Below are 16,514 nucleotides of genomic sequence, written 5' to 3' on the forward strand. Positions count from 1 at the left end.
CGCGTTCAGGCGGTGGCCGCGATCAGCTGCGACGGCGCCTGCGTGCCGGCCGAAACCGTCAGCACGTCATAGCCGGTCGGCGTGACCAGCACGGTGTGCTCCCATTGCGCGGACAGGCTGCGGTCGCGCGTCTTGACGGTCCACTGGTCGGGCATCGTGCGGATTTCGCGGCGGCCGGCGTTGATCATCGGCTCGACGGTGAAGATCATGCCCGCCTGAAGTTCGATGCCGGTGCCCGGACGGCCGTAATGCAGCACTTGCGGCTCTTCATGGAAGACCTGGCCGATGCCGTGGCCGCAGTATTCGCGCACGACGCTATAGCCTTGCGACTCGGCGTGCTTCTGGATGGCCGCGCCGATATCGCCGAGATGCGCGCCGGGGCGCACCTGATCGATGCCGAGCCACATGCAGTCGAAGGTCGTCTGGACGAGGCGTTTCGCGAGGATCGAGCCCTCGCCGACGATGAACATCCGGCTCGTGTCGCCGAAATAGCCGTTCTTGATGACGGTGATGTCGATATTGAGCGCGTCGCCGTTCTTGAGCACCTTTTCACCGGGGATGCCGTGACAGATCACGTCGTTGACAGAGATGCAGGTGGCCTTCGGGTAGGGCGGGTAGCCGGGCGGCTGATAGTTGAGCGGCGCGGGAACGGTGCCTTGCTCCTTCAGCATGTACTCATGGCAAAGGCGGTCGAGTTCCTCGGTCGTCACGCCAGGCGCGATGTGCGGCGTGATGAAATCGAGCACTTCGCTGGCGAGCCGGCAGGCGACGCGCATCTGCGCGATATCGTGGTCGTTTTTCAGCGTAATGGACATGACTTGGCTCGGAAGGACGCGAGTGTGCGTGTAATGACTTGCGTACGCGGATTTCGTACGTGTTCTGATGCAATTCAGGCGGCCGTAGCGCGCCAAAGCGGCATTATCGCACTTCAGGAAAGGTGCCGCACCCGGATACTTGGGGGCAGATGGCGCAGCGGCAAGGCGTCGGGCCGGGTCGCCACGTCGAGTCGCCACGTCGAGTCGCCATGCCTTCGGCGCCTGACAGGCGGCTTGAGCCGATCAATCCTCACATGCTATACTCACGGGCTAAGTCTTAATCCACATCCATGGCAGCGTCACGGTTCTCCGGGGCAATGCCAGCGGTAATGCAGCGATCAAGGCTTGGAGATCAGTTTCACCCCAGTTTCACCAGTCAAGTCAATCAAGTCGAATCGCAAGCCGGCGCACCCAGGGTGTCCGGCGCCCGTCAGGCGAATTTCGCCACCCGGGCGCAGGATGCGGCAGCCGGCTTAAGACCCAACCCTCGCGGAGAATTTCATGGCAGTCACGATGCGTCAAATGCTGGAAGCCGGTGTCCACTTCGGTCACCAAACCCGCTTCTGGAACCCCAAGATGGCCCCGTACATCTTCGGTCATCGCAACAAGATTCACATCATCAACCTCGAAAAGACCCTGCCGCTCTACAACGACGCGCTGAAGTACGTGCGCCAGTTGGCAGCCAACCGCGGCACGATCCTTTTCGTCGGCACGAAGCGCCAGTCGCGCGACACCATCGCCCAGGAAGCAGCACGCGCCGGCATGCCGTTCGTCAATGCGCGCTGGCTCGGCGGCATGATGACCAACTTCAAGACCCTGAAAGTGTCGATCAAGCGCCTGAAGGACATGGAAGCGGCGCTGGAATCGGGTGAAACCGAGCGCATGAGCAAGAAGGAAGCCCTTCTGTTCGAACGCGAAATGGTCAAGCTGCAAAAGTCGATCGGCGGCGTGAAGGACATGGGCGGCATTCCGGACGCAATGTTCGTCATCGACGTCGGCTACCACAAGATTGCCGTGACCGAAGCCAAGAAGCTCGGCATTCCGGTCATCGCCGTGGTTGACACGAACCACTCGCCGGAAGGCATCGACTACGTGATCCCGGGTAACGACGACGCGTCGAAGGCCGTCGCGCTGTACGCCGAAGGCGTGGCCGACGCGATCCTCGAAGGCCGCGCGAACGCGGTGAACGACGTGGTCCAGGCCGTGCGCAGCGGCGAAGGCGACGAGTTCGTCGAGGTCAACGAACAGGCGTAATCGAGCCCTGTGGCCGACAAGAAAGGGGGCTTTGCGAAAGGCCCCTTTTTTTTAGCCGGGCCGCTGGACCTGCCTATTTTTCCTGCCGTGGGCGAGCCGTAAGGCCTGCGGCACGTATCAAACAGACTCAAGGAGCGAATGATGGCGGCAATTACCGCAAGCATGGTGGCAGAACTGCGCGCGAAGACCGACGCGCCGATGATGGAATGCAAGAAGGCGCTGACGGAAGCCGACGGCGACATGGCGCGCGCTGAAGAGCTGCTGCGCGTGAAGCTCGGCAACAAGGCGAGCAAGGCGGCATCGCGCGTGACGGCTGAAGGCATCGTCTCGGCGTTCGTCGACGGCAACGTGGGCGCGCTGGTCGAACTGAACTGCGAAACCGACTTCGTCGCGAAGAACGACGATTTCCTGGCCTTCGGCAAGACCATCGCCGAACTGGTCGCCAAGCAAAACCCGTCTGACGTGGCCGCGCTGTCGGCGCTGCCGCTCGAAAGCTCGACGGTCGACGCCGTGCGCCTCGCGCTGGTCGGCAAGATCGGCGAAAACCTCTCGATCCGCCGTTTCGTGCGTTTTGAATCCGCCAACAAGATTGCTTCGTACCTGCATGGCACGCGTATCGGCGTGCTGGTCGACTTCACGGGCGCGGACGAGCAAGTGGGCAAGGACGTCGCCATGCACGTCGCCGCGATGAAGCCGGTCTCGCTGTCGTCGGACGAAGTGCCGGCCGACCTGATCGCCAAGGAACGCAGCATCGCCGAGCAGAAGGCCGCCGAGTCGGGCAAGCCGGCTGAAATCGTCGCGAAGATGGTCGACGGTTCGGTCCAGAAGTACCTGAAGGAAGTCTCGCTGCTGAACCAGCCGTTCGTGAAGAACGACAAGCAGACCATCGAGCAGATGCTGAAGGCCAGCAACGCGTCGGTGCAGAAGTTCGCGCTGTTCGTGGTGGGCGAGGGCATCGAGAAACGTCAGGACGACTTCGCTGCCGAAGTCGCGGCGCAGGTTGCGGCGGCCAAGCAGTCGTAAGGCGGTGCTCTTAAGGCACTGATAAGGAGCATCTGCTGAAATAGCGCGACCGTTCGTCGCGCGGGCTGGACCGGCGGCGGTTGCACCGCCGTCCACTTTCAGCGCTCCGGTTCGCATCGTGCGGCGGGCGCGGCAGATCAGGGTTAACCCTCGTCTTCCGCGCCCGCCGCCCGATCCGGGCCGCTTGCAGTAAATATTGTTTCACCCCTACAGTTCTACGTTGTTGCAACCCTCCTCGGCGCGATCGGAACCTCATATGCCCACAGCCTACAAACGCGTACTCCTCAAACTCTCCGGCGAAGCCCTGATGGGCGACGATGCCTTCGGCATCAATCGGGCAACAATCGAAAGGATGGTGGCGGACATCGCGGAGGTAGTGCGGATCGGGACCCAGCTGGCGGTGGTCATCGGCGGCGGCAACATCTTCCGCGGCGTCGCGGGCGGTGCGGCCGGCATGGACCGCGCCACGGCCGACTACATGGGCATGCTCGCCACGATGATGAACGCGCTGGCGCTGCAGGACGCGATGCGCCACGCCGGCATCGAAGCGCGCGTGCAGTCGGCGCTGCGCATGGACCAGGTGGTCGAGCCGTATATCCGCCCGCGCGCCATCCGCCAGCTCGAAGAAGGCAGGGTGGTGATCTTCGCGGCCGGCACGGGCAATCCGTTCTTCACGACGGACACGGCGGCGGCGCTGCGCGGTTCGGAAGTCGGCGCCGAAGTCGTGCTGAAAGCCACCAAGGTCGATGGCGTATACTCCGCCGACCCGAAGAAGGATCCGCATGCAACGCGCTACAGCACGATCAGCTTCGACGAAGCCATCGGCAAGAATCTGCAGGTGATGGACGCAACCGCCTTCGCGCTGTGCCGCGACCAGAAGCTGCCGATCCGCGTGTTCTCGATCACGAAGCCCGGTGCCCTCAAGCGCATCGTGCAGGGCGACGACGAAGGGACGCTCGTCCACGTGTAAACTCTCGCAATATCGGGCGCGGCGCGCGGTGGCTCGGGCCCTGCGCGCCAGGCGCCGCTATTGCAGGTAAAACTCAGGTTTGGAGGTTCAAATGAGTGTGGCTGACATCAAAAAGGGCGTCGACCAGAAGATGCAACGGTCGATTGAGGCATTCAAGGCCGATCTCGCGAAGATCCGTACGGGCCGTGCCCATACTGGCCTGCTCGACCATATCCAGGTCGACTACTACGGCTCGAACGTGCCCATCTCGCAAGTCGCGAACATGACGCTCGTCGATGCCCGCACCATCGGCGTTCAGCCGTGGGAAAAGAAGATGGTCCCGGTGGTCGAGAAGGCGATCCGCGAATCGGATCTCGGCCTGAATCCGGCGACGCAGGGCGACCTGATCCGCGTGCCGATGCCCGCGCTGACCGAAGAGCGCCGCCGCGAGCTGACGAAGGTCGTCAAGAGCGAAGGCGAAACCGCCAAGGTTGCGGTGCGCAACCTGCGTCGCGACGCGAACGACCAGCTCAAGAAGCTCGTCAAGGACAAGGAAATCTCCGAAGACGACGAGCGCCGCGCCAGCGACGAAGTCCAGAAGTTCACGGACAAGTTCGTCGCCGAGATCGACAAGCTCGTGCAGACCAAAGAAGCGGAAATCATGACGGTGTGAGGCCGCAGGAACGGTCCCGCCGGCCTCGGCGTCTTACATTGAGGCCGGCTCTCACTCCTTCAGATTTCAAGATTCAGCGGCCATGACCTATACCAGCTCTACCGTTACCGTGCCCGATGTCGCAGCCGTACCGCGTCACGTCGCGATCATCATGGACGGCAACGGCCGTTGGGCGACCGAGCGGCGCCTGCCGCGCGTCGCCGGTCACACGCGCGGCGTCGATGCGGTCCGCGCGACCGTCGAAAGCTGCGCGCTGCGCGGCGTCGAGTTCGTCACGCTGTTCGCGTTCAGTTCCGAGAACTGGCGCCGTCCGACCGACGAAGTCTCCTTCCTGATGCGTCTTTTCGTGACCGCGCTGGAGCGCGAGATCGGCAAGCTGCACGCGAACGGCATCCGTCTGCGCGTCGTCGGCGACACCTCGATGTTCAACGACCGCATCCGCGCGCTGATCCAGCGCGCCGAGACCAAGACGGCCCGCAACACCCGCCTCACGCTGACCATCGCCGCCAATTACGGCGGGCGCTGGGACATCATGCAGGCCACTAAAAAGCTCATTGCCGAATCGCTGGAGAGCGGCGTGCCCGCGCGCGTCGACGACGAATCGTTCGCCCAGCATCTCGCCATGGCCTATGCGCCGGAGCCGGACCTGTTCATCCGCACCGGCGGCGAGCAGCGCATCAGCAACTTCCTGCTGTGGCAGCTCGCGTACACCGAGTTCCACTTCACGAATACCTACTGGCCCGACTTCGACGCCGCCGCGCTCGACCGCGCGATCGCCTCGTATGGCGGCCGCGAGCGCCGTTTCGGGCGCACCAGCGCGCAGGTCGAATCCCAATCGCAGAAGGCCGACACCCTTTCATGCTAAAGACCCGTGTCATCACGGCAATCGTTCTGCTGGCCATTCTCGTGCCGGTCACGCTGTATGCGCCGATCGGCGGATTCGCCACCCTGATCGGGTTCGTCGTGGTGTTCGCGGCGTGGGAGTGGGGGCGTCTCTTGAAGCTGAACGGCGCCGGGCCGGTCGCCTACGCGGTGGTCGCGGGTCTCGCGCTGATTTTCAGCGCCTGGCTCAACGTGGCGGGCAAGCCGCCGTACCAGATGGCGGCCATCTTCTGGGTGCTCGCCGGGCCGTACGCGCTGATCCGCAAGCCCGCGCTCGCCGCCGGCGCCTGGCGCGCGTTCCTGCTGTTCGCCGGCATCGTCGTGTTCATCGCCTGCTGGCACGCCGTCGTCGACGCCCGTATCCGCGGCGTGGCCTTCGTGCTATCGCTTCTGCTAGTAGTCTGGCTGGCTGACATAGGCGCATACTTCGCCGGCAAAGCCATCGGCCGGCACAAGCTCGCCCCGTCGATCAGCCCCGGCAAGACCTGGGAAGGCGCCATCGGCGGCTGGCTGGCCGTCATCGTGATCGGCGCGCTCGCCGCCACCACCGGTTTTTACGCGCCCACCGTATTCACGGCCTTCGCGGAGCGTCTCGGCTGGGACCGCGCGTTCGTCGCGCTCAGCGTGCTGGTCGCGTTCAGCGTGATCGGCGACTTGTTCGAGTCGCTTCTGAAGCGCCAGGCCGGCGTCAAGGATTCGAGCGGCCTGCTGCCGGGCCACGGTGGTGTGCTCGACCGCATCGACGCATTGTTGCCTGTTCTGCCGATCGCATTGCTCATGCTCGGCTAATCGGCTAGAGAAGAATTCATGCAAAAACGTCTCACATTGCTCGGCTCCACGGGCTCGATCGGCGATAGCACGCTCGACGTCGTGGCGCGGCACCCGGACCGTTTCTCGGTCCATGCGCTCACCGCGCACCGCAACGGCGACAAGCTCATCGCGCAGTGCCTCCGGTTCCAGCCCGAAGTGGCGGTCGTCGGCGACGCCGACACGGCCGCGCGCGTGGCGTCCGCCTTGCGCGCCGAGGGCTGCAGGACCGAGGTCACGCACGGTCCCGAGGCGCTGGTGGAAGTGGCCCGCGCGTCGCAGTGCGACACCGTGGTCGCGGCGATCGTCGGCGCGGCCGGCCTCGCGCCCACGCTCGCGGCGGCGCGCGCAGGCAAGCGCATCCTGCTGGCCAACAAGGAAGCGCTGGTGATGTCCGGCCAGATCTTCATGGATGCCGTGCGCGACAACGGCGCCATCCTGCTGCCGGTGGACAGCGAGCACAACGCCGTGTTCCAGTGCTTGCCGCCCTGCGCGGACAAGGAAGCCAAGCTGCACGGCGGCGTCTCGAAGATCATCCTGACGGCGTCGGGCGGTCCGTTCCGCACCCGCGAACCCGCATCGCTCGTCAACGTGACGCCGGAAGAGGCCGTCAAGCATCCGAATTGGGCGATGGGTCGCAAGATTTCCGTCGATTCGGCGACGATGATGAACAAGGGTCTCGAAGTGATCGAGGCGCACTGGCTGTTCGATCTTCCCGGCTCGCGCATCGAGGTGCTGATCCATCCGCAGAGCGTGATCCATTCGATGGTCTCCTACGCGGACGGCTCGGTGCTCGCGCAGCTCGGCAATCCGGACATGCGTACGCCCATCGCGCATGCGCTGGCGTATCCTGACCGGGTCGATTCGGGCGTCATGCCGCTCGATCTGGCGCAGATCGCCACGCTCACGTTCGAAAAGCCCGATTTCAAGCGTTTCCCGTGTCTCGCGCTGGCCATCGAGGCGCTGGAGGCGGGCGGCATCGCCAGCGCCGCGCTCAACGCGGCGAACGAGATCGCCGTGGAAGCGTTCCTCGAGCGCCGCATCGGCTTCATGGCCATCGGCGAGGTCGTGGAGCGCGTGCTGAATGCGCTGCCGAACACGAGCGCCGCGTCGCTGGACGACGTCCTCGCCGCCGATTCGAACGCACGCCGTCTTGCCTCCGGTTTCGTCGCAGAGCTCACCGCGAGCGCGCCAGGCGCCGAACCCATCGCCCATTGAGGCCGTCATGAACTTTCTGACCGAAATCGTCGCCTTCGTCGTCGCGATTGGCGTGCTCGTCGTCGTCCACGAATTCGGTCACTACAGCGTCGCGCGATGGTGCGGCGTGAAAGTGCTGCGCTTTTCCGTCGGCTTCGGCAAGCCGCTGGTGCAGTGGACCAGCAAGAAGACCGGCGTCGAGTGGACCATCGCCGCGCTGCCGCTGGGCGGCTACGTGAAGATGCTCGACGAGCGCGAGGTCGATCCCGACAGCGGCACGAAGATTCCCGCCGAAGACCTGCCGCGCGCGTTCAACCGCCAGAGCGTCGCCAAGCGCATCGCGATCGTCGCCGCAGGCCCGATCGCCAACTTCCTGCTGGCCATCGTGCTGTTTTCCGCGGTGTTCGCGGCCGGCGTCACCGAGCCCGCGGCCATCGTCTCGCAGCCGGCGCCGGACACCGCCGCCGCACGCGCGGGCTTCGAGGGCGGCGAAACCGTGCTGGCGATGCGCGACGCGTCGGGCGGCGAGACTCACACGATCCGCTCCTGGTCCGACCTGCGCTGGAAACTGCTCGACGCCGCGTTCGATCATCGCCGCGTGGTGCTGTCGGCGAAAACGAAAGACGGCACCTTCGATTTCCCGGTGAGCGTCACGGGCATCACCGACGCCGACGCCGATCAGGACTTCATGGACAAGCTCGGCTTCACGCCGGGCGGCGGCACGCTGACGGTGGCGGCCGTGGAAGCGGGCAGCGCGGCGCAGAAGAGCGGGCTCAAGCCCGGCGACACGCTGCGCACCATCGACGGCCGCACGGTCGACAACGCCACCAGCTTCATCGATTACGTGAAGGCGCACGGCGGCAAGCCGGTGACGCTCGGCATCGAACGCAACGGCAAGCTCGATGCCGTCCAGATCACGCCCGATCTCAAGCACGACGCGACGACCGGCAAGGAGATCGGCCGGATCGGCGCGGCGCTCGGCAACGTGCTGCCTTCGGTCAACGTGCGATACGGGCCGATCGAAAGCCTGCGTCTGGGCGTGAACCGCACCTGGGACATCAGCGCCTACTCGCTGCGCATGTTCGGGCGGATGATCGTCGGCGAGGCGTCGCTCAAGAACCTGTCGGGACCGGTCACCATCGCGGACTACGCGGGCAAGAGCGCGAGGCTGGGTTTGTCGGCGTTTTTGTCGTTTCTGGCGCTCGTCAGCATCAGCCTTGGAGTGTTGAACTTGTTACCGATTCCGGTATTGGACGGTGGGCATCTGTTATATTATTTGGTTGAGGCTGTCACCGGCAAAGCCGTATCCGATCGCTGGCAGCTGGTTCTGCAAAGGGCGGGCCTGGTCTGCATCGTCGCGCTCTCGATGATTGCGCTGTTCAACGACCTCGCTCGTCTGATTCGTTTCTGATCCACTTTGACAATTTCTGGCGGCGTCGCTCGGGCGACCGCTGGAACGAATGCAGCTTTAAATACTGGGGAAGCACGTTGTTCAAACCTCATCGCTTTGTTCCTAAGACGGCTGTGGCCGCGGCGCTCGCCGCGACGGGTATGGCGGCACACGCCACCACGCCGTTCGTCGTGCAGGATATTCGGATCGACGGTCTTCAGCGCATCGAACCGGGCTCCGTGTTCGCATACCTGCCGATCAAGCAAGGCGACACCTTCACCGACGACAAAGCCTCCGAAGCGATCCGCGCGCTCTACGCAACGGGCTTCTTCAACGACGTGCAGATCGCCACGGAAGGGAACGTGGTGGTCGTGCAGGTGCAGGAACGTCCGGCCATCTCGAGCATCGACTTCGCCGGCCTGCACGAATTCGACAAGGACAACCTGACGAAGGCGCTGCGCTCGGTGGGCTTGTCGCAGGGCCGTTCGTACGACAAGGCGCTGGTCGACAAGGCCGAGCAGGAACTGAAGCGGCAATACCTGACGCGCGGCTACTACGCGGCGGAAGTGACCACCACGGTGACGCCGGTGGACCGCAATCGCGTGGCCATCCTGTTCTCGGTGGCGGAAGGTCCGAGCGCGAAGATCCGCCAGATCAACTTCGTCGGCAACAAGGCGGTCAGTTCGAGCACGCTGCTGGGCGAAATGCAGCTCTCCACGCCGAACTGGTTCTCCTGGTACACGAAGAGCGACCTCTACGCGAAGGAAAAGCTCACGGGCGACCTCGAGAACGTGCGCTCGTACTACCTGAACCGCGGCTATCTCGAGTTCAGCATCGACTCGACGCAGGTGTCCATCTCGCCCGACAAGAAGGACATGTACCTGACGATCGCCGTGCATGAAGGCGAGCCGTACAAGATCAGCAGCGTCAAGCTGTCGGGCAATCTGCTCGACCGCGAAGCCGAGCTCAAGAAGCTCGTGAAGATCAAGCCGGGCGACCGCTTCTCGGCGGAGAAACTACAGGCCACCACGAAGTCGATCGTCGACAAGCTCGGCGAATACGGCTACGCGTTCGCGCAGGTCAACGCGCAGCCGGACATCGACCAGAAGGATCACACCGTCGCGCTGACGCTGCAGGTGGACCCGAGCCGCCGCGTGTACGTGCGGCGCGTGAACATCGTCGGCAACACCCGCACGCGCGACGAAGTGGTCCGCCGCGAAATGCGCCAGCTGGAAAGCTCGTGGTTCGATTCGAGCCGTCTCGCGCTCTCGAAGGACCGTATCAACCGTCTCGGCTACTTCACGGACGTGGACGTGGCCACGGTGCCGGTCGAAGGCACGAACGACCAGGTGGACGTGGACGTCAAGGTGGCCGAAAAGCCGACCGGCGCCATCACGCTGGGCGCGGGCTTCTCGTCGACGGACAAGGTGGTGCTGTCGGCGGGCGTCTCGCAGGACAACGTCTTCGGTTCCGGTACGAGCCTTTCGGTGAACGTGAACACCGCGAAGACCTACCGCACGCTGACGGTCACGCAGGTCGATCCGTACTTCACCATCGACGGCATCAAGCGCATTACCGACGCGTACTACCGTACTTACCAGCCGCTGTACTACTCGACCGATTCGAGCTTCCGGATCGTGACGATGGGCGCGGACACGAAGTTCGGCATTCCGTTCTCGGAGCAGGACACGGTGTTCTTCGGCGTCGGCGCCGAGCAGAACACCATGGACCTGGACGCCGCCACGCCGAAGGCCTATACGAACTACGTGAACGAGTTCGGCCGGGTGGTGAACAACTATCCGCTGACGGTGGGCTGGTCGCGCGACAATCGTGACAGCGCCCTCGTGCCGAGCCGCGGCTATTACCTGCAGTCGAACGCGGAATACGGCACGCCGATCGGCAACACCACGTACGCGAAGTTCGACGCGCAGTTCCAGTATTACTACTCGTTCGCGCGCGGCTTCGTGCTCGGCTTCAACTTGCAGGGCGGCTACGGCAAGGGGCTGGACGGCCAGACGTACCCGATCTTCAAGAACTACTACGCGGGCGGTATCGGTTCGGTGCGCGGCTACTCGCCGAGCTCGCTGGGTCCGCGCGACGCCACCACGAACGATCCGATCGGCGGCTCGCGCATGGCGGTCGGCAATATCGAGCTGACGTTCCCGCTGCCGGGCACGGGCTATGACCGTACGCTGCGCGTGTTCACCTTCCTCGATGCCGGTAACGTCTGGGGCGACCCGGGCCAGGGCGGCACGACCAGCGGCGCGAACGGCCTGCGCTACGGCTACGGTGTGGGTCTGGCGTGGATTTCGCCGATCGGCCCGCTCAAGCTGAGCCTGGGTTTCCCGCTGCAGAAGCATGAAGGCGATCAGTACCAGAAGTTCCAGTTCCAGATCGGTACGGCTTTCTAAGCGGCGTGTCGATGAACCCGAACTTCACTCAATTCGACGTAACGTGAGGAACACTTTGCGAACCGGTAAGCTTGCGAAACACAGGGCACTGGCGCTTGCGTTGTCGCTGGTTCTCGGCCTGGGCGCCGCCGCTGGCGCGAGCGCGCAGGAAGCGCGCATCGCGGCGGTCAATTCGGACCGCATCCTGCGCGAATCGGCGGCGGCCAAGGCCGCCCAGTCGAAGCTGGAGCAGGAATTCGCCAAGCGCGACAAGGCGCTGCAGGACATGGCGCAGCGCCTGAAGGCGATGTCGGACAACATCGACAAGAACGGCGCGTCGATGGCCCCGGCCGACCGCGCCGCCCGCCAGCGCGACCTCGCGCAGACCGACGCGGATTTCCAGCGCAAGCAGCGCGAGTTCCGCGAAGACCTGAACCAGCGCCGCAATGAAGAACTCGCGGCCGTGCTGGACCGGGCCAACAAGGTCATCAAGCAGATCGCGGAACAGCAGCACTACGACCTGATCGTGCAGGAGGCGGTGTATGTCAGTCCGCGCATCGACATCACGGATCAGGTGCTGAAGGCGCTCGCGGCGAATTCGAACGGCACGGGCGCGAGCGGCACCAGCCCGAACTGACGAGGACTGAGAGGAGATGGCATCAGGCATGGCGATCACGCTCGACGAACTGGTGAAGCGCTTCGGCGGAGAAGTGGCCGGCAACGGGGCGCACCGCGTCGGGAGTCTCGCACCGCTCGACAAGGCGGATTCCACCCAGCTCGCGTTTCTCGCGAACCAGAAGTATCTTCCGCAGGTCGAGACGACCCAGGCGGGCGCCGTGCTGATTTCGCACGCCGATCTCGAGAAAGTGACGAATCGCGCGGGCAGTAATTTCATCGTCACGCCGAACCCCTACGCTTACTTCGCCCGCGTGGCGCAGGCCTTCATCGACCTGGCCACGCCGAAGGCCGTGCCCGGCGTGCATCCGAGCGCGTATGTCGATCCCGCCGCGCAGGTCGCGGCCAGCGCCGTGATCGGACCGCATGTGACGGTCGAGGCGGGCGCGGTGATCGGCGAGCGCGTGAAGCTGGATGCCGGCGTGACCGTGGGCCAGCGCGTCACGCTCGGCGACGACGTGCATCTGTATCCCCACGTCACCGTCTATCACGGCTGCACGCTCGGCGCGCGCGTGATCGTGCACGCGGGCGCGGTGATCGGCGCGGACGGCTTCGGCTTTGCCCCGGACTTCACCGGCGAAGGCGAGGCCCGCACCGGCAACTGGGTGAAGATTCCGCAGGTCGGCGCGGTGAAGATCGCGGCTGACGTCGAGATCGGCGCGAATACCACGATCGATCGCGGCGCGATGGCGGACACCGTCATCGAGGAATGCGTGAAGATCGACAATCTCGTGCAGATCGGCCATAACTGCCGCATCGGCGCGTACACGGTGATTGCCGGGTGCGCGGGCATCGCGGGCAGCACGAACATTGGCCGGCATTGCATGATCGGCGGCGCCGTGGGCATCGCGGGACATGTGACGCTCGCGGACTACGTGATCGTCACGGCGCAGTCGGGCGTCTCGAAGTCGCTGCTCAAGCCTGGCATGTACACGAGCGCCTTCCCGGCCGTGCCGCACGCGGACTGGAACAAGAGCGCCGCCATCATGCGCAATCTCGACAAGATGCGCGAGCGCATCAAGGCGCTGGAGAGCGCGCTCGCCGGCGCAGGCAAGCAGGGCGACGAGCGCGGCGCTTGAGCGAAGCAAGCGGCATCCCGCGGCGAACGTAACATTCGGCCGCGGCAGAATCGAAAAGCGGGCCGGTCCGAACCGCCGGACTGGACCCGGCAAGAGACACAGCAATCCGGGCGGGCGTCGCAGACGGCCCGCCATCCCATTTCCACGCGGGACCCGCGCGTGAGCAGAACGACCATGAGCACAGAAAAAATCAATCTCGACATCCACAAGATCCTTACGCTGCTGCCGCATCGCTACCCGATCCTGCTCGTGGACCGCGTGCTCGAACTCGAGCCGCACAAGAGCATCAAAGCGTTGAAGAACGTGACGATCAACGAGCCGTATTTCCAGGGCCACTTCCCGACGCGTCCGGTCATGCCGGGCGTGCTGATTCTCGAAGCGCTCGCGCAGACGGCGGCGCTGCTGACCTTCGCGGAAGAGCCGCACGATCCGACCAACACGCTGTACTACTTCGTCGGCATCGATGGCGCGCGTTTCAAGCGCGTGGTGGAACCGGGCGACCAGCTGATCCTCAACGTGACTTTCGAGCGCTACATGCGCGGCATCTGGAAGTTCAAGGCGCGCGCCGAAGTGGATGGCGTGACCGCCGCCGAAGCCGAACTCATGTGTACCGTGAAGACCACGGACGCCTGAGCGCACGGGCGTCATCCGCGTCAGAGAAACGAGCAGCACGAACAGCATAGGCGAACAGCGCATGAGCAAGATTCACCCCTCCGCGATCATCGAGCCGGGCGCTCAGCTCGACGAGTCCGTCGAGATCGGACCGTACGCGATCGTCGGCGCGCACGTCGTGATCGGCGCCGGCACGACGGTCGGCTCGCACAGCGTGATCGAAGGCCATACGACCATCGGCCGGGACAATCGCATCGGCCACTACGCGTCGATCGGCGGCCGTCCGCAGGACATGAAGTACAAGGGCGAGCCGACCCGTCTCGAAATCGGCGACCGCAACACCATCCGCGAATTCACGACGCTGCATACCGGCACGGTGCAGGACCAGAGCCTGACGTCCATCGGCAGCGACTGCTGGATCATGGCCTACGTGCACGTAGGCCATGACTGCCGGCTCGGCGACAACGTCATCATGTCGAGCAACGCGCAGCTGGCGGGCCACGTGATCGTCGGCGATCACGCGATCATCGGCGGCATGTCGGGCGTGCACCAGTTCGTGCGCATCGGCGCGCATTCGATGCTCGGTGGCGCGTCGGCGCTCGTGCAGGACGTGCCGCCGTTCGTGATCGCGGCGGGCAACAAGGCGGAGCCGCACGGCATCAACGTGGAAGGGCTGCGCCGCCGCGGCTTCACGCCGGACGCCATTTCGGCACTGCGCTCGGCTTATCGCATCGTCTACAAGAGCGGCCTGTCGCTCGAGGAAGCCAAGTCGCAGCTCCAGGATCTCGGCGCCGCGGGCGGCGAGGGCGACGAGGTGGTCAAGGCCTTCGCCGGCTTCATCGCGGCCTCGCAGCGCGGCATCATCCGCTAGACCGCCGCCCGATGACCCCGTTCAACCTTCCGCCGCGCGTCGCGATGGTCGCCGGCGAGCCGTCCGGCGACCTGCTGGCGGCCTCGCTGCTCAAGGGCCTGAAGGGCGCGCTGCCGGAAGGCACGCGCTATAGCGGCATCGGCGGCCCGCGCATGACGGCCGAAGGCTTCGAAGCGCACTGGCCGATGGACAAGCTGACCGTGCGCGGCTATGTCGAAGCGCTGAAGCACATTCCCGAGATTCTGGGCATCCGCAACGAGATCCGCCGGCAACTGCTGGCGGAGCCGCCGTCGGTGTTCATCGGCGTGGATGCGCCCGATTTCAACTTCGGCCTGGAACAGCCGCTGCGCGAAGCCGGCATTCCCACCATTCACTTCGTTTGTCCGTCCATCTGGGCGTGGCGCGGCGGGCGCATCAAGAAGATCGTCAAGGCCGTCGATCACATGCTCTGCGTATTCCCGTTCGAAACGGCGCTGATGGAGAAGGCGGGCGTGGCGGCGAGCTACGTCGGCCATCCGCTCGCCGACGAGATCCCGCTCGAACCGGATACGCAGGGTGCGCGCCGTGAACTCGGCATCGCGACGGGCGGCCCGGTGATTGCCGTGCTGCCGGGCAGCCGGCGTTCGGAAATCGCGCTGATCGGCCCGACCTTCTTCGACGCAATGGAGCTGATGCAGCAGCGCGAGCCGGGCGTGCGTTTCCTGATGCCGGCCGCGAATCCGGCGTTGCGCGAGTTGCTGCGGCCGCTCGTGGATGCGCATCCGAACCTTGCACTGACGATCACCGACGGCAACGCCCAGCGCGCGATGACCGCCGCCGACGCGATCCTCGTGAAGAGCGGCACGGTCACGCTCGAAGCCGCGCTGCTGAAGAAGCCGATGGTCATCTCGTACAAGGTGCCCTGGCTCACGGGCCAGATCATGAAGCGGCAGGGCTATCTGCCGTATGTGGGCCTGCCGAACATTCTCGCCGGACGCTTCGTCGTGCCGGAGTTGTTGCAGCATTTCGCGACGCCCGAGGCGCTCGCGGACGCGACGCTGAAACAGTTGAACGACGACGCGAACCGCCGTACGCTGACGGACATCTTCACCGAGATGCACATCGCGCTGCGCCAGGATACGTCGCAGAAGGCGGCACAGGCCGTGGCGCGGGTGCTCGACACGCGGAGACCCCGGTAATGGCGTCACGGCAACTCACCCAGCCCGGCCTCGATTTCAGTTCCCCGCTTGACATCATCTGCGGCGTCGACGAAGCGGGTCGTGGTCCGCTGGCCGGACCGGTGGTCGCGGCGGCGGTGATCTTCGATCCCGCTAAACCACGCATCAACGGGCTCGACGACTCGAAGGCGCTGAGCGCGAAGCGTCGCGAGGAACTGTACGAGAAGATCGTCGACCGGGCGCTGGCGTATTGCATTGCGTCGGCGAGCGTCGATGAAATCGACACCATCAACATCCTGCATGCGTCCATGCTCGCGATGAAGCGCGCGGTGGAAGGGTTGTCCGTCGCTCCGACGCTCGTGAAGGTGGACGGCAACCGTTGCCCGACGCTCTCGATCCGCGCGGAAGCGGTCATCGGCGGCGACGCGCTCATCAAGCAGATCTCGGCGGCGTCCATTCTCGCGAAGGTCACGCGCGACCGCATGCTGGTCGAACTGCACGACGTCCATCCGATGTATGGCTTCAACGTGCATTCGGGTTACGGCACGCCGCAGCATCTGAAGGCGCTGCGCGAACACGGGCCGTGCGTGCATCATCGGCGTTCGTTCGCGCCGGTTCGCGAGGCGCATGCACGCTTCGGTTCGGTGCTGCCCGAAATCGCACCGGAAGTGCTCGAAGTCACCGCAGCCGCGCAAGACGATTCGGACATGTTGGCCTTCTGAGCGGCATCTTTCGACACC

The 16,514-nt window shown here is 64.8% G+C and carries 16 protein-coding genes; 15 read left to right on the forward strand and 1 reads right to left on the reverse strand.

The window, feature by feature from the left end; genetic code table 11:
• Positions 1 to 5 precede the first annotated feature (5 nt).
• Entirely contained in the window at positions 6 to 815 is an 810-nt protein-coding gene (map, locus tag QCE64_RS05565; protein ID WP_309831914.1) for a type I methionyl aminopeptidase, read from the reverse strand.
• A 501-nt stretch (positions 816 to 1,316) separates the two neighbouring features.
• Here map and rpsB point away from each other — a divergent pair.
• From rpsB to rnhB, 15 genes are all read left to right on the forward strand, one after another.
• Positions 1,317 to 2,069 carry a 30S ribosomal protein S2 gene (gene rpsB, locus QCE64_RS05570; protein ID WP_309915473.1) on the forward strand — a complete coding sequence of 251 codons (753 nt, stop codon included), beginning with the start codon at positions 1,317 to 1,319 and terminating at the stop codon, positions 2,067 to 2,069.
• 141 nt (positions 2,070 to 2,210) lie between these two features.
• On the forward strand, positions 2,211 to 3,092 hold the full coding sequence (tsf, locus tag QCE64_RS05575; RefSeq protein WP_309915475.1) for a translation elongation factor Ts: 882 nt from the start codon (positions 2,211 to 2,213) through the stop codon (positions 3,090 to 3,092).
• A gap of 256 nt (positions 3,093 to 3,348) precedes the next feature.
• Entirely contained in the window at positions 3,349 to 4,062 is a 714-nt protein-coding gene (pyrH, locus tag QCE64_RS05580) for a UMP kinase (protein WP_309808074.1), read from the forward strand.
• Between the two features lie 91 nt (positions 4,063 to 4,153).
• Complete coding sequence (gene frr / locus QCE64_RS05585) at positions 4,154 to 4,714, forward strand: ribosome recycling factor (RefSeq protein ID WP_309808075.1); 561 nt, start codon at positions 4,154 to 4,156, stop codon at positions 4,712 to 4,714.
• An 82-nt stretch (positions 4,715 to 4,796) separates the two neighbouring features.
• On the forward strand, positions 4,797 to 5,579 hold the full coding sequence (gene uppS / locus QCE64_RS05590; protein ID WP_309915478.1) for a polyprenyl diphosphate synthase: 783 nt from the start codon (positions 4,797 to 4,799) through the stop codon (positions 5,577 to 5,579).
• Complete coding sequence (locus QCE64_RS05595) at positions 5,573 to 6,385, forward strand: phosphatidate cytidylyltransferase (RefSeq protein WP_310003009.1); 813 nt, start codon at positions 5,573 to 5,575, stop codon at positions 6,383 to 6,385. The genes uppS and QCE64_RS05595 overlap by 7 nt, the downstream gene beginning before the upstream one ends.
• Before the next feature lie 18 nt (positions 6,386 to 6,403).
• Positions 6,404 to 7,621 (forward strand): 1-deoxy-D-xylulose-5-phosphate reductoisomerase, encoded by a 1,218-nt coding sequence (locus QCE64_RS05600; RefSeq protein WP_309915484.1) that lies wholly within the window; start codon positions 6,404 to 6,406, stop codon positions 7,619 to 7,621.
• 7 nt (positions 7,622 to 7,628) lie between these two features.
• Positions 7,629 to 9,011 (forward strand): RIP metalloprotease RseP, encoded by a 1,383-nt coding sequence (gene rseP / locus QCE64_RS05605; protein ID WP_309915487.1) that lies wholly within the window; start codon positions 7,629 to 7,631, stop codon positions 9,009 to 9,011.
• A 77-nt stretch (positions 9,012 to 9,088) separates the two neighbouring features.
• Positions 9,089 to 11,401, forward strand: coding sequence for an outer membrane protein assembly factor BamA (bamA, locus tag QCE64_RS05610; RefSeq protein WP_309915490.1), 2,313 nt, complete (start codon positions 9,089 to 9,091; stop codon positions 11,399 to 11,401).
• 43 nt (positions 11,402 to 11,444) lie between these two features.
• Positions 11,445 to 12,017 carry an OmpH family outer membrane protein gene (locus tag QCE64_RS05615; protein WP_404987297.1) on the forward strand — a complete coding sequence of 191 codons (573 nt, stop codon included), beginning with the start codon at positions 11,445 to 11,447 and terminating at the stop codon, positions 12,015 to 12,017.
• A 28-nt stretch (positions 12,018 to 12,045) separates the two neighbouring features.
• The gene (lpxD, locus tag QCE64_RS05620) at positions 12,046 to 13,134 is read left to right on the forward strand and encodes a UDP-3-O-(3-hydroxymyristoyl)glucosamine N-acyltransferase (protein ID WP_309919657.1); all 1,089 of its coding nucleotides are present in this window, start codon (positions 12,046 to 12,048) and stop codon (positions 13,132 to 13,134) included.
• Positions 13,135 to 13,308: 174 nt separating this feature from the next.
• Positions 13,309 to 13,767 (forward strand): 3-hydroxyacyl-ACP dehydratase FabZ, encoded by a 459-nt coding sequence (gene fabZ / locus QCE64_RS05625; RefSeq protein WP_309808082.1) that lies wholly within the window; start codon positions 13,309 to 13,311, stop codon positions 13,765 to 13,767.
• Between the two features lie 61 nt (positions 13,768 to 13,828).
• Positions 13,829 to 14,617: an acyl-ACP--UDP-N-acetylglucosamine O-acyltransferase gene (gene lpxA, locus QCE64_RS05630; RefSeq protein ID WP_309808083.1), complete on the forward strand. Its 789-nt coding sequence runs from the start codon at positions 13,829 to 13,831 to the stop codon at positions 14,615 to 14,617.
• An 11-nt stretch (positions 14,618 to 14,628) separates the two neighbouring features.
• Positions 14,629 to 15,795 (forward strand): lipid-A-disaccharide synthase, encoded by a 1,167-nt coding sequence (gene lpxB / locus QCE64_RS05635; protein WP_309808084.1) that lies wholly within the window; start codon positions 14,629 to 14,631, stop codon positions 15,793 to 15,795.
• Positions 15,795 to 16,496, forward strand: a complete 702-nt coding sequence (rnhB, locus tag QCE64_RS05640) for a ribonuclease HII (protein ID WP_309915493.1) — start codon at positions 15,795 to 15,797, stop codon at positions 16,494 to 16,496. The genes lpxB and rnhB overlap by 1 nt, the downstream gene beginning before the upstream one ends.
• The last annotated feature ends 18 nt before the right edge of the window (positions 16,497 to 16,514 follow it).

Source organism: Caballeronia sp. LZ043 (assembly GCF_031451075.1).
Lineage (GTDB): Bacteria > Pseudomonadota > Gammaproteobacteria > Burkholderiales > Burkholderiaceae > Caballeronia.